General features: G+C 66.1%; 12 protein-coding genes. 10 read left to right on the top strand and 2 right to left on the bottom strand.

Features of this window, described 5'->3' with window-relative positions:
- Positions 1–13: 13 nt before the first annotated feature.
- Genes DES47_RS20960 through DES47_RS20950 form a run of 3 tightly spaced genes read left to right on the top strand, consistent with a single transcriptional unit; the run spans position 14 to position 3193 of the window.
- Positions 14–1588 carry an ABC transporter substrate-binding protein gene (locus DES47_RS20960; RefSeq protein ID WP_133702680.1) on the top strand — a complete coding sequence of 525 codons (1575 nt, stop codon included), beginning with the start codon at positions 14–16 and terminating at the stop codon, positions 1586–1588.
- 10 nt (positions 1589–1598) lie between these two features.
- Positions 1599–2477: a MurR/RpiR family transcriptional regulator gene (locus DES47_RS20955; protein ID WP_166652108.1), complete on the top strand. Its 879-nt coding sequence runs from the start codon at positions 1599–1601 to the stop codon at positions 2475–2477.
- Positions 2474–3193, top strand: a complete 720-nt coding sequence (locus DES47_RS20950; RefSeq protein ID WP_133702678.1) for an alpha/beta fold hydrolase — start codon at positions 2474–2476, stop codon at positions 3191–3193. Before DES47_RS20955 ends, DES47_RS20950 begins: the two co-directional genes overlap by 4 nt.
- Here DES47_RS20950 and DES47_RS20945 read toward each other — a convergent pair.
- Together DES47_RS20945 and DES47_RS20940 are read right to left on the bottom strand one after the other, a co-directional pair.
- On the bottom strand, positions 3183–3734 hold the full coding sequence (locus DES47_RS20945; RefSeq protein ID WP_133702677.1) for an outer membrane lipoprotein: 552 nt from the start codon (positions 3732–3734) through the stop codon (positions 3183–3185). The genes DES47_RS20950 and DES47_RS20945 overlap by 11 nt on opposite strands.
- Positions 3735–3851: 117 nt before the next feature.
- On the bottom strand, positions 3852–4409 hold the full coding sequence (locus DES47_RS20940) for an HNH endonuclease (protein WP_133702676.1): 558 nt from the start codon (positions 4407–4409) through the stop codon (positions 3852–3854).
- 157 nt (positions 4410–4566) lie between these two features.
- Between DES47_RS20940 and DES47_RS20935 the strand changes: the two genes are divergently transcribed.
- From DES47_RS20935 to DES47_RS20905, 7 genes are all read left to right on the top strand, one after another.
- On the top strand, positions 4567–5940 hold the full coding sequence (locus tag DES47_RS20935) for a S1 family peptidase (protein ID WP_133702675.1): 1374 nt from the start codon (positions 4567–4569) through the stop codon (positions 5938–5940).
- Positions 5928–6938, top strand: coding sequence for an FHA domain-containing protein (locus DES47_RS20930; RefSeq protein WP_133702674.1), 1011 nt, complete (start codon positions 5928–5930; stop codon positions 6936–6938). The genes DES47_RS20935 and DES47_RS20930 overlap by 13 nt, the downstream gene beginning before the upstream one ends.
- Before the next feature lie 167 nt (positions 6939–7105).
- Entirely contained in the window at positions 7106–7777 is a 672-nt protein-coding gene (locus DES47_RS20925; protein WP_133702736.1) for a TetR/AcrR family transcriptional regulator, read from the top strand.
- Positions 7778–7809: 32 nt separating this feature from the next.
- Positions 7810–9600, top strand: a complete 1791-nt coding sequence (locus DES47_RS20920) for an acyl-CoA dehydrogenase C-terminal domain-containing protein (RefSeq protein WP_133702673.1) — start codon at positions 7810–7812, stop codon at positions 9598–9600.
- Between the two features lie 36 nt (positions 9601–9636).
- A complete protein-coding gene (locus tag DES47_RS20915; RefSeq protein ID WP_133702672.1) occupies positions 9637–10077 on the top strand; it encodes a DUF2147 domain-containing protein in 441 nt (146 codons plus the stop codon).
- 50 nt (positions 10078–10127) lie between these two features.
- Complete coding sequence (locus tag DES47_RS20910; RefSeq protein WP_133702671.1) at positions 10128–12524, top strand: 3-hydroxyacyl-CoA dehydrogenase/enoyl-CoA hydratase family protein; 2397 nt, start codon at positions 10128–10130, stop codon at positions 12522–12524.
- Positions 12525–12695: 171 nt separating this feature from the next.
- A complete protein-coding gene (locus tag DES47_RS20905; protein ID WP_208115070.1) occupies positions 12696–13910 on the top strand; it encodes an acetyl-CoA C-acyltransferase in 1215 nt (404 codons plus the stop codon).
- The last annotated feature ends 30 nt before the right edge of the window (positions 13911–13940 follow it).

Here is a 13940-nt window from a genome sequence, read left to right as displayed (position 1 = left end):
GGGAGATACAACAATGATCAATCGCTTGTTCCGACTGAGCGCGATGGCGCTCGCTTTCGCGGCCAGTGGGCTGACCCAGGCCGCCACCTTCCGCATGGCCAACCAGGGCGATGCCACCTCGATGGACCCGCATTCGCTGCAGGAGTCCTTCCAGCTCAGCTTTCTGGGCAATGTCTATGAGCCCCTGACCACGCGCAACCGCAAGTTCGAGCTGGAGCCGGCCCTGGCCACCGCCTGGCGCAGCGTCAACCCGACAACCTGGCGCTTCGAGTTGCGCAAGGGGGTCAAATTCCACGATGGTTCCCCGTTCACGGCCGACGACGTGATCTTCAGCCTGGAGCGCACCCGCTCGGAGTCCAGCGACACCAAGCTCTATGTGGCCCAGATCAAGGAGATACGCAAGGTCGACAGCCACACCATCGACGTCGTCACCAACACCCCATTCCCCATCCTGCCCGACCTGCTGACCGGCTGGCTGATCATGAGCAAGAGCTGGAGCGAGAAGAACGGCGCCGCCCAGCCCACCGATGTGCGCAAGGGCAAGGAGAACTTCGCCACCCTGAACGCGAACGGCACCGGGCCGTTCAGCGTCAAGTCGCGACAGCCCGGCGTGAAGACGGTTCTCGTCGTCAACCCGGCCTGGTGGGGCAAGCCCGAGCACAACCTGACCGAGGTGGTGTTCACGCCAATAGGCAATGACGCCACCCGCATGTCGGCCCTGGTCTCCGGCGAGGTGGACATGATGGAGCCGGTGCCCCTGCAGGACGCCGAGCGTCTGAAGGCCAATCCGGCCCTGCGCGTGCTGCAGGCCAGCGAGCTGCGCACCGTTTACATCGGCCTGGACCAGTTCCGCGACGAGCTGCTGCACAGCAGCGTCAAGGGCAAGAATCCGCTGAAGGACAAGCGCGTGCGCCAGGCGCTGTACCAGGCGATAGACATCGAGACCATACGCGCCAAGATCATGCGCGGCGCGGCTCAACCATCCGGCATGTTGCTGGCTCCGGGCATTCGCGGCTATGAGGGCGGGCTGGACAAGCGCCTGCCCTTCAGCCCCGAGGCCGGCCGCCAGCTGCTGACCCAGGCCGGCTACCCGGAAGGCTTCGAGCTGGGCCTGCAATGCCCCAACGACCGCTATGTCAACGACGCTGAGATCTGCCAGGCGGTGGCGGCGATGTGGGCCAAGATAGGCATCAAGACCACCCTGACGGCCGAGACCAAGACGCTGTACTTCCCCAAGGCGCTGAAGCGCGAGGTCACCGCCTATATGCTGGGCTGGCAGCCGGCCGGCAATGACGGCCACAACGCGCTGTGGGCGCTGTTCAACACGCCCCAGCCGGGCGGCCAAGGGCAGTTCAACCTGGGCCGCTACAGCAATCCCAAGGTGGACGAGCTGACTCAGCAGATCGCCGTCGAGCTCGATCCGCCCAAGCGCGCCGCGTTGATGCACGATGCCTGGAAGCTGGTGGTCGATGATGTGGCGGTGCTGCCGCTGCACAACCAGCAGCTGTCCTGGGGGGCGAAGCGCAACGTGCAGCTGGTGCAGCAGCCGGACAACTCGAATCCGCTGCGCTTCGTCACCGTCAACTGAACGCCGGGCCATGGATGATGGCGGCGAGCCCTCAGCGGTCCAACGGTTGATCCGCGCCTACGCGGCGCTGACGCCGCGCCAGCGCCAGATCGCCGACCATGTGCTGGCCTATCGCTTCGAGGCCGCGACGCTGGCCATCGATGCGCTGGCGCGGCGCTGCGAGGTCTCGGTGGCGAGCGCCAACCGCTTTGTGCGGGCTTTGGGCTATGCCTCCTACGCCACATTTCGCGAGCATTGGCAGCATGAGCTGATGGCCGGTGAGGCGCCCGGCGCGCTGGCCAGGCTGCGCGCCCAGGCGCAGGCCGATGACGGCGCCGGCCCGGTGCTGCGTGGCGCACTGCGCCAGGGCCAGCAAAGCCTGCAGCGCGCCCAGACCGACCTCGATGATGAACAGGCGCAGGGCCTGCTCGATGCGGTGCTGCGGGCGCCGCGCGTGGCCGTGTTCGGCGCCGAGGTCAGCGCCTATATGGCCGGCTACTTCGTCAACTACCTGAGCCTGTTCCGGGGCGATGTCGAATGCCTGGCCGGCCTGGGCGGGGCTACCGAGCCCTATCGCCGGCTGCTGGCCTATGACGAGCGCGATCTGCTGCTGGTGCTGTCGCTGCCGCGCTATTCGAAGCTGACCCTGGAGTTGTGCGAATTCGCCGCCGCCCGCGGCATCCCGGTGGCCGCCATCACCGACCGGCCGGCCGCGCCGGTAGTGAAACTGGCGCGCCATGTGCTGTATGCGCCGGCCGGCGACAGCCTGTTGCCGGCCTCGTCGCTGTCCATGCTGGCCCTGCTGGAGGGGTTGTGCAGCGCCGTCGGCGCGCGCAGCCCGCGCCTGGCCCGGGAACTGCCCCAACTCTCGCATACGATGGCGGCCCACTATATCGATGCGACTCCATGACGACGCTTGTTCTATTGCCCGGCTTGGGCTGTGACGCCCGGATCTGGGCGGACCAACGGCCCCTGTTCGAAGGCCATGCCGTGCGCGAGGCCCAGCTTCACGCCGGCTGCGACAGCTTGCCCGAGGCGGCGCGGGCGCTGCTGGACGAGCTCCCAGGCGATCTGCTGCTGTGTGGTGCCTCGCTGGGCGGCATGCTGGCGCTGGAGGTCCATGCCCAGGCGCCGCAGCGCGTGCGCGGTCTGGCGCTGCTGGGAACATCGGCTCGCCCCGACACGCCGGAACGCACGGCCATGCGGGTGGAGGGGATACGGTTGATGCAGGCGGCTCTGGACGGCAAGCCAGCCGGCTTTGCCGCGCTGCTGCAAGCCAATCTGCCGTTCGCCATGCATGGCGAAGCGCTCGACGACAAGCCCCTGGTCGCCCGCTTCATGACCATGCTGCGCGAGGCCGGCCCGGCCGAGCTGATACGGCAGAACCGGATGTCAATGACGCGGCGCGACCACCGCTCCACCCTGGCCCGCGTGCGCTGCCCGACGCTGGTGCTGTGCGGCGACGACGATCAAGTCACACCGCCCGAGCATGCGCAGGAACTCGCCGCCAACATCGCCGGGGCGGAGCTGCGGCTGATCCCGCGCTGCGGTCATATGCTGACGATGGAAAAGCCCGCCGCGGTGAACACCGCGCTGCAGGGCTGGTTGGCGCAACTCAGTTCTTGATCGCGGGTGCCGGGGCCTGCTGGACCACCGGCGGCGAGGCCGGCATCGCCGGTTCGGCCATGGCGGGTTGAGCGTTCTGGGCATTCGGTGCCCGGGTCACCCGCGTCTTGCCGCCGGTGGTGATGATGACCACCGCGTCGCCCGGCTGCAGCGACTCATTGCCGCGGGCCTGGACGATGGCGCGGCGTTCGCCGTTGCGCAGCTGCAGCATCAGCTCCACCGCATCCTCGCGGGTGCCCTGGCGCTCGATCGCATTGCCTATCATCGCGCCGGCCACGGCGCCCAGCACGCCGACCACCTGGCCGTCGCGGCGCCCGCCGACGCTGGAGCCGGCCACGGCGCCGACCACGCCACCGGCCGCCGCGCCGACGCCGCTTTGCTGGCCTTCGACGGTGACCGAACGGACGGACAGCACGGTGGCGTCCTGCACCTGGGACAGGCGCTGCGCGTCACCGCGCTGCACCACGTCCGGGCTGGTGGTCGAGCAGGCGCTCAGCGTGGCCAGCGTTGCCACGGTGGCGGCAACAAACAGCTTTCTCATGATCAAAACCTCCGAATGGGAGGTTGATTAGACGCCGGTTTACACCGTCAAGGTGTGGGCGGGGCCAAAGGCCAGCAGCCCGACTTGATATGGCTCAGCTTTCGGTACTTTTCAGTTTCAGCCATGCAGCCGGCTGGAGCGCGGCACGCTGGCGAGCAGAAAGTCCATCTGGTCGCTCAGGATGCGGCGGCCGCGCAGGATCATGTCTTCGTGCAGGCTGGGCACATAGGGCAGATACATCAGGCTCATATGCGCCTCTTCGGGCAGCCGGCTGCCCTTGCGGCCATTGCAGCCGCGGCAGGCGGTGATGCAGTTCATCCAGCTGTCGGCGCCGCCGCGCGAGGTCGGCACGATGTGTTCGCGGGTCAGCTCGTCCATATGGAAGCGGTGGCCGCAGTAGGCGCAGACCAGCCGGTCGCGCACAAACAGCTTGGGGTTGGAAAGCGCCGGCGCCGATCGCCAGGCCCGGCTGGGCACGCTGCCCTTGACGGCGACGATGGGGTGCACCTCGATGCGCGACTGCTGGCCGGTGCGACGCTGCAGCCCGCCGCGCAAGACCTGGCACGGGTCGCCCAGGGTCCAGGCGACGCCGTCACTGGCGTAGATCACCGCCGCTTCCTTGGTGGTGATCCAGGCCTGAGGGCGGCCAGACACATCGAGTTGCAGGACATCCAAGGCCAGGCCTCCATTGCCGTCAAACCGGGGTCAGTGAACGCGATTCGGGCAAACCTGTCGCGTCAGACGCTAGCGTAATCAATTGCCAAAGCTTGCTCAATAGGTCTTATACGCCGATTGCGTGGCCACTTCTTGACAGCCTCCTAGAATGGCTCGCATGCATATTCCCTTTGCAAGGGGCTTGAAGGCCCGATTCGTTGCCGTGGTGCCGGTTCTCGCGGCGCTGTGGCTGGTGACGGATGCGGCCGTCGCTCAGCCCAAACCACCGGCTGTCGCTGCAGTTGCCGCCTCGGCTATAGAACCGGCGGCGCCGGTGTCGCTGTCGGCCCAGCGCCTGTACGAGCGTACCCGCGTCAAACTGGTGCAGATACGCACCTTGTTGAAGAGCCAGTCCAGTCAGGCCAGTGTCGGCTCGGGCTTTCTGGTCAGCGACGACGGCCTGTTGATGACCAATTACCACGTCATCAGCCAGGTGGCCCTGCAGCCCGAGCGCTACCGCCTGGTCTATACGACGGCCGACGGCAAGGAGGGCTCGCTGGAGCTGCTGGCCATCGACGTGGTGCATGACCTGGCCCTGGTGCGGGCCAAGCCGACCGAACTGGCGACGCGGGGGCATCTGAATTTCCGCCCGCAAAGCCAGCCGCTGAACAAGGGCGAGCGCATCTACTCGCTGGGCAATCCGCTGGATGTCGGTTTTGCGCTGACCGAGGGCAATTACAACGGCCTGGTCGAGCGTAGCTTCTACCCCAGCATCTTCTTCGGCGGCTCCTTGAACCCGGGCATGAGCGGCGGCCCGACCCTGGACGAGGAGGGCCGGGTGATGGGCGTCAATGTTGCCACGCGGCGTGACGGCGAGCAGATCAGCTTTCTGGTGCCCTCGATGTATGCCGAGGCGCTGCTGGCGCGGGGCCAGAAAGCGGCGCCCATCAAGACCGCGCTGTACCCCGAAATCACCCGCCAGCTGCTGGCACACCAGCAGGTGCTGGTGGACAGGTTCATCGCATTGCCCTGGCGCTCGGCCGGCCACCCGCATTACCAGATACCTGTGCCCGGCGAGGACTTCATGCGCTGCTGGGGCAGCACCTCGGCCTCGGAGACCAAGGGGCTGGACTATGAGCGCTCGGACTGCCAGCTGGAGCAGACCCTGTTCATCAGCGGCTCGCAGTTCACCGGCGGACTGACGGTGCGCCACGAGACCTACGAAGGCGCCAAGCTGGGCCTGGTGCGCTTCACCAAGCTGTTCGGCGACAGCTTCCGCAACGAGCGCTTCGGCAGCGGCTCGCTGCGCGACTTCACGCCGCCGCGGTGCAAGGAGCAATTCGTCACCCAGGGCGGCCTGCCGCTGCGCGTGGTGCTGTGCATGACGGCCTATCGCAAGCTGCCCGGCCTGTTCGATGTCAGCGTGCTGGTTGCCACACAGGACCAGGCCCGTGCCGGGGCCCAGGGGCGGCTCGATGCCCGCGGCCTGAGCTTTGCCAACGCCATGCGCCTGTCGCGTCACTACCTCGAAGGTTTCGCATGGAAAAACTAGGCGTTCTGGAACTGCTGGACCGCGACGGCAGCGTGCGCCAGTACGTGGACATCCAGCGCTGGCCGCTGCGCATCGGCCGCGATCTGCAGTCCGATCTGGTGCTGGACGATGTGCATGTCGCGCCTGAGCATGCTCAGATATCGCTGCTGCGTGCCGAGGAGGGTGGTGGCCCGGACCGCATCGAGCTGACCGTCGGCCAGACCGTCAACGGCGTGCAGGCCCAGGGCCGGCAGTTGAACAGTGGCGATGCGCTGCTCTTGAACTCCGGCGACGAATGGCAGCTGGGCCGCTCGCGACTGCGGCTTCGCCTGGCTGGCGCTGAACTGGCCCCCGAGCAGCCCTTGCAGGCCGTGGCCAGCACTTCCGCTTGGATGCTGACCCTGGCCCTGTTGGCGGCGCTGCTGTGGGTGGCCGGCGAGTCCTATGTGGGCTCCGAGCCCGACGGCTTCTGGTCCAGCTACGTCAAGGACGGCTTCACCGTGCTGGTGGGCTTGGCCGTCTGGGCGGCCCTGTGGGCGCTGGTGACCAAGCTGTTCCAGCACCGGCTGGAGTTCTGGCGCCATGTCTGGCTGGCCACGGTGGCGGGCCTGACGGTCAGCGTGGCGAGCTTTGTGCTGGCGCTGCTGGCCTATGCCACGTCGATCGAGGCCCTGGGCCGGCTGGGCGGCCTGCTGTCCAGCCTGGTGCTGTCGGCCTTGATCTATGGGCATCTGCTGGTGGTCCAGCCGCGCAAGGGCAAGACCCTGCGCTGGTTTGCCGGCGGCATGTGCGCGCTGATGCTGGCCAGCAGCCTGGGGCTGAACTGGTACCGTTTCGAACGCCTTCACCCGGAGCTGTATCTGACCTATCTGTTTCCGCCGGCACTGCGTGTCTCGCCCAGCGCCAGCGTGGATCAGTTCCTGGACGATGCCAAGCGCCTGCAGCCGGCCCTGGAGCGTAAGGCCAAGGAGCCGGTTTCCGGGTTCAGCAATGCCGCCGTGCCGGAAGAGGAAAGCTGACTTCCTAGACGACGGCCTCTAAAAATAAGCAACTTCCCCCTGTTGCGCCGACAGGAAAGTCTGCAAAATAGAACGATCGTTCGTTTTATTTTGGGATTGAAGTGTCGGCTTCCGGAGCTATCAACAGCAAGTCAGCCCAGGCCCCCCAGGCCGAGCAGCCGCGTGCCCTGCCCAAAGAGACGAGCCGCGGTCAGCAAAAGGGCCAGCAGACCCGGGCTGTGATTCTGGAAGCTGCCCTGGGCCTGGCCTCGCATATGGGCCTGGAAGGGCTGTCGATAGGCGCGCTGGCCGACGTCACCGGCATGAGCAAGTCGGGCGTCTTTGCCCACTTCGGCTCGCGTGAAGAGTTGCAGATTTCGGTCATCCGCGAGTACCACGCCCGCTTCGAGGAAGAAGTCTTCTACCCGGCCCTGACCGAGGAGCGCGGCCTGCCGCGCCTGCGCGAGCTGTTCGAGCGCTGGGTCAAGCGCGTCTCGGTCGAAGTCGATTCCGGCTGCATCTACATCAGCGGCGCGGTCGAATTCGACGACCGGCCCGGCCCGGTGCGCGACGCCCTGGCCAGCATGGTGCAAACCTGGCACAGCGCGCTGGAGCGCGCCATCCGTCTGGCCATCGACGAAGGCCATCTGGCCCAGGACGCCGACCCGATGCAGATGCTGTTCGAGGTGCACGGCTTCATCCTCGCGCTGCACCACGACGCCCGCTTCATGCGCAACCCCGGCGCGCTCGACCGCGCCCGCAAGGGTTTCGAGCGCCTGGTCCAGCACTTCGCCACGCCCGCGGGTCTGGCCAGCAGCCCCAATCTCTTTCCATCTACCTCGGCCGGCGCGCTGCGCTGAGCCCGGTCACCTTTTTGCCCAAGGAGTTTTCAATGCCCAGCTACACCCCACCGTTGCGTGACATGCAGTTCGTGCTGCACGAGTTGCTGAACATCAGCGAAGAGTTCAAGATGTTGCCGGCCCACAAGGATGTGGACGCCGACACCATCAACGCGGTGCTGGAAGAGGCCGGCAAGTTCGCGTCGCAGGTGATCGCGCCGCTCAACCTGTCCGGTGATATCGAAGGTTGCACCCTGGACAAGACCACGCACGAGGTCAAGGCACCGGCCGGCTTCAAGGAGGCCTACGCGAAGTACGTCGAGGGCGGCTGGGCCGCGCTCAGCTGCGACCCCGAGTACGGCGGCCAGGGCCTGCCGATCACGCTGAACCAGTGCCTGTACGAGATGATGAACTCGGCCAACCAGGCCTGGACCATGTACCCGGGCCTGAGCCACGGCGCCTACGAGGCGCTGCACGCGCACGGCACGCCGGAGCAGAAGTCCACCTACCTGCCCAAGCTGACCAGCGGCGAATGGACCGGCACGATGTGCCTGACCGAACCGCATTGCGGCACCGACCTGGGCATGCTGCGCTCGAAGGCCGAACCGCAGGCCGACGGCACCTACAAGATCACCGGCCAGAAGATCTTCATCTCGGCCGGCGAGCATGACCTGGCCGCCAACATCGTGCACCTGGTGTTGGCCCGTCTGCCCGACGCACCGGCCGGCTCCAAGGGCATCTCGCTGTTCATCGTGCCCAAGTTCCTGCCCAAGGCCGATGGCTCGATCGGCGAGCGCAACACCATTTTCTGCAGCGCGCTCGAACACAAGATGGGCATTCACGGCAATGCCACGGCCCAGATCATGCTGGACGGCGCCGTCGGCACCCTGGTCGGTCAGCCCAACAAGGGCCTGAACGCGATGTTCGTGATGATGAATGCCGCACGCCTGGGCGTGGGCAACCAGTCGCTGGGCCTGACCGAGGTGGCCTATCAGAACGCAGTGGCCTATGCCAAGGACCGGCTGCAGATGCGCGCGCTGTCGGGCCCCAAGGCTCCGGACAAGCCCGCCGACCCCATCATCGTCCACCCCGATGTGCGCAAGATGCTGCTCACCGCCCGCGCCTATGCCGAGGCTGGCCGCGCGATGGCCATCTGGACCGCGCTGCAGATCGACAAGGAGCTGTCGTCCGACGACGAGGACGAGCGCAAGGAATGCGCCGATCATGTGGCGCTGATCACCCCCATCATCAAGGCCTTCCTGACCGACAACGCCTGGATCGCCACCTCGCACTGCATGCAGGTGTTCGGCGGCCATGGCTTCATCCGCGAATGGGGCATGGAACAGTTCGTGCGCGACTCGCGCATCAACATGATCTACGAGGGCACCAACACCATCCAGTCGCTGGACCTCTTGGGCCGCAAGATCCTCGGCGACAACGGCGCCAAGCTGAAGAAGTTCGGCAAGCTGGTGCAGGAGTTCGTCGAGGCCGAAGGCACCAACGAGGCGATGCAGGAGTTCATCAACCCGCTGGCCGACATCGGCGACAAGCTGACCAAGCTGACCACCGAGCTGGGCATGAAGGCCTTTGGCAATGCCGACGAGGTCGGTGCCGCCGCGGTGGACTATCTGCGCATTGCCGGCCATCTGGTGTTTGCCTACTTCTGGGCCCGCATGGCCAAGGTGGCGCTGGAGAAGCAGGGTAGCGGCGATCCGTTCTACAAGGCCAAGCTGGCCACCGCACGCTTTTACTTTGCCAAGCTTTTGCCCGAGACTGCAGGCCTGATCCGCAGCGCCCGTGCCGGTCTGGCCCCGCTGATGGAGATGGAAGAGGCCCATTTCTAACCCCTGTTCGGTTCTGCCCCATAAAAGGAGACAAGCATGAAGTCATGGATTGCCGCAGCTGTTCTGACCCTGAGCGCTGGTATGGCCGCCGCACAGACCACGCCCGTGGGCCTGTGGAAGACGATTGACGACGATGGCAAGACCGAGAAGTCGCTGGTGCGCATCAGCGAGAACGCCGGCGTGCTGAGCGGCACGATAGAGAAGGTGTTCGACCCGAGCAAGCAGGACGCCAAGTGCGACAAGTGCAGCGATGAGCGCAAGGACAAGCTGGTAGTCGGCATGAACATCATCCGCAATATCAAGCAGGACGCCGATGACAAGGGCCTGTGGGCGGGTGGCGAGATCCTCGATCCCAACACCGGCAAGATTTACAAGGCACGCCTGAAGCCCGTGGATGGCGGCAAGAAGATGGAAATGCGCGGCTATATCGGCATGCCGATGCTGGGCCGTACGCAGACATGGATACGCGTCGAGTGATGTTTCAACGGCGGGCACGCCCCGCCTGTACTGATTTCTAGGAGTACCCCGTGAGTCGATTCCAAGTTCGCAAAGTCGCCGTGCTCGGCGCTGGCGTGATGGGCGCGCAGATTGCCGCCCATCTGGTCAATGTCAAGGTGCAGGTCGTGTTGTTCGATCTGCCCGCCAAGGAGGGCCCGAAGAATGGCATCGTGGCCAAGGCCGTCGATGGGCTGAAGAAGCTCAAGCCCTCGCCGCTGGGCATTGCCGAGGACGCCGCGCTGATCGGCCAGGCGAACTACGAAGAGCACCTGGAACAGCTGCGCGACTGTGACCTGATCATCGAGGCGATTGCCGAACGGATGGACTGGAAGCTCGACCTGTACAAGAAGATCGCGCCGTTCGTGGCGCCGCACGCGATCGTGGCGTCGAACACCTCGGGTCTCAGCATCACCAAGCTGGCCGAGGTGTTGCCCGAAGAAATCAAGCCGCGTTTCTGCGGCATCCATTTCTTCAACCCGCCGCGCTATATGTACCTGGTCGAGCTGATCAACACGCCGACCACCCAGCCGCAGGTGCTGGACCAGCTGGAAAGCTTCGTCACCAGCAGCCTGGGCAAGGGCGTCGTCCGCGCGCATGACACACCCAATTTCGTCGCCAACCGTGTCGGGATCGCCGGCATGCTGGCGACAATGATCGAGGCCGACAAGTACGGCCTGAGCTATGACGTCGTCGATGACCTGACCGGCAAGAAGCTGGGCCGTGCGTCCAGCGGCACGTTCCGCACCGCCGATGTGGTGGGCCTGGACACGATGGCCCATGTCATCAAGACCCTGCAGGACAATCTCAAGGACGACCCGTTCTACCCCAGCTACGCGACCCCCGCGGTCGTTGCCAAGCTGATGGAAGCTGGTGCGCTGGGCCAGAAGGCCGGCGCCGGCTTCTACAAAAAGGTCGGCAAGGACATCCTGCGTCTGGACCCGGCCAAGGGCGACTATGTGCCGGCCGGCGGCAAGGCCGAGGCGATTGTCGACCGCATGCTGAAGAAGGCTCCGGCCGAGCGCCTGAAGCTGCTGCGTGAATCGACTAACCCGCAGGCCCAGTTCCTGTGGGCCATCCTGCGCGACAGCTTCCACTACGTGGCCGTGCACCTGGCCGATGTGGCCGAGAGCGCCCGCGAGATCGACCTGGCGATGCGCTGGGGCTTCGGCACCAAGCAGGGCCCGTTCGAGCTGTGGCAGCAGGCCGGCTGGAAGCAGGTGGCCGAGTGGGTCAAGGCCGATATCGACGAAGGCAAGGCGCTGAGCAGCGCGCCGCTGCCGGGCTGGGTGTTCGAAGGCCCGGTCGCCGACAACGGCGGCGTTCACAGCGCGCAAGGCTCGTGGAGCGCATCGCGCAACGCGTTCGTCGGTGCGAGCACCCTGCCGGTCTATCAGCGCCAGCACTTCCCGGAGAGCCTGTTCGGCGCCGGTGGTGTCGATCCGCTGACTGCGGGCACCGAAGAGTTCAAGAACGAGGAGATCCGCGTCTGGAGCCTGGACGGCGAGGTGCTGATTGCCAGCATCACCGCCAAGCTGCACCTGATCAGCCCGGCCGTGACCGAGGGCCTGCTGAAGGCGGTCGAGATTGCCGAGGCCAAGTACAAGGGCCTGGTGATCTGGTCGCCGGACGATGTGTTCTCAGCCGGCGCCAACCTTGAGTCGCTGATGCCGGTGTTCATGAAGATGGGCGCCAAGGGCATTGCGCCCGAGGAGAAGAAGCTGCAGGACGCGATGCTGCGCATCCGTTACGCGACGGTGCCGGTCGTTAGCGCAATGCGCGGCCTGGCGCTGGGTGGTGGTTGCGAGCTGGCCGTCTATTCGGCCCGTCGCGTCGCGCATATGGAGTCCTATGTCGGCCTGGTCGAAGTCGGCGTGGGCCTGATCCCCGGCGGCGGCGGTCTGACGTACATCGCCCGCCGTGCGGCCGAGATGGCGGCGGCCGGCAATGCGAATGCCGACATCTTTGCCTTCGTCAAGGACGGTTTCACCAGCGCGGCCACGGCCCGGGTGGCGACCTCGGCGGTGGAAGCCCGCAAGATCGGCTATCTGCTGGACAGCGACATCATTGTCGCCAACAAGGACGAGCTGCTGTTCGTCGCCACGGCCCAGGCCAAGGCGATGGCCGACAGCGGCTACCGCCCGCCGCACAAGGCGGTGTTCCCGGCGGCCGGCCGTTCGGCCATTGCCACGATCAAGGGCCAGCTGGCGAATATGCGTGATGGCGGCTTCATCAGCGCCCATGACTTCCATATCTCGGCCCTGATCGCCGACGTGGTCTGCGGCGGCGACGTCGAGGCCGGTTCGCTGGTCACCGAAGAGTATTTGATGGCGCTGGAGCGCAAGCATTTCTGCGGGCTGCTGGAGCATCCGAAGTCGCAGGAGCGAATCATGGGCATGTTGTCTACCGGCAAACCCGTCCGCAACTGATGCATTGAGTAGCCCGGATGTAGGCGCGCAGCGCCGGAATTCGGGGCCCGCGTTGGCAAGGCCAGCACCCCCGGATTGCGCTGCGCTTCATCCGGGCTACAAACTGATGACTTGTGGGACAGACCGCCCGAGAGAAGCGAGTAGCTCTGTCCCCAACTGACTGGAGAGATCATGAGCAAGCAAGTGCAAGAAGCCTATATCTGCGCCGCGACCCGTCTGCCCATCGGCAAGTCGGGCCGGGGCTACTACCGCAACACCCGTCCGGACGAAATGCTGGCCCGTGCCATCCAGGCCGCACTGGCCCAGGTGCCGGGTCTTGACCCGGCTGCGATCGAGGACGCCATCATCGGCTGCTCCTTCCCCGAGGGCGAGCAGGGCATGAATATCGCCCGCGTCTCGGCCGTGTTGTCGGGCCTGCCGAACTCGGTGGGCGGCGTGACCGTCAACCGCTACTGCGCTTCGGGCATCACCGCGCTGCAGATGGCGGCCGACCGCATCCGCATCGGCGAGGCCGAGGTGATGATTGCCGGTGGCGTCGAGTCGATGTCCATGGTGCCCATGGGCGGCAACAAGCCCTCGCTGCCGCCGGCGATCTTCGAGCGCGACGAGAACATCGGCCTGGCCTATGGCATGGGCCTGACGGCCGAGAAGGTGGCCGCACAGTGGAAGATCAGCCGCGAGGCGCAGGACGAGTTCGCGCTGGAATCGCACCGCCGCGCGCTGGCCGCCATCGAGGCCGGCCATTTCAAGGACGAAATGACGCCGTTCGAGATCCTGGAGCGCAGCCCCAACCTCGCCGATGGTTCGATCAGCATCAAGCGCCGCACCGTCGATACCGACGAGGGCCCGCGCCGCGACACCTCGATCGAAGGCCTGGCCAAGCTGCGCCCGGTGTTCGCCGCCAAGGGCAGCGTCACCGCCGGCAACAGCTCGCAGACCTCGGACGGCGCCGGCGCGCTGATCGTCGCGTCCGAGGCCGCTGTCAAGCGCTTCGGCCTGACGCCGCTGGCCCGCTTCGTGTCTTTCGCCGTGCGCGGTGTGCCGCCCGAGATCATGGGCATTGGTCCGATCGAAGCGATCCCGGCCGCGCTGCGCCTGGCCGGCATCCGTGCCGAGGACCTGGGCTGGATCGAGCTGAACGAGGCCTTTGCTGCGCAATCGCTGGCCGTGCTGAATGATTTGGACAGCAAGGGCATCGTGCTGGATCGCGCACGAGTCAATCCGAACGGCGGCGCGATCGCGCTGGGCCATCCGCTCGGCGCCACCGGTGCCATCCGTGCGGCCTCGGTGATTCATGGCATGCGCCGCACCGGTGCCAAGTACGGCATGGTGACGATGTGCGTCGGCGCCGGCCAGGGCGCGGCGGGTATTCTCGAACGCCTCTGATGGCGATGAGCGCGGCCGCGGCCGCGCTTT

The organism is Roseateles toxinivorans (genome assembly GCF_004362525.1).
In the GTDB taxonomy this organism is placed as follows: domain Bacteria; phylum Pseudomonadota; class Gammaproteobacteria; order Burkholderiales; family Burkholderiaceae_C; genus Paucibacter; species Paucibacter toxinivorans.
Note: the sequence above shows the minus strand (reverse complement) of the source record. Positions and strands in the feature narration are given on the sequence as shown.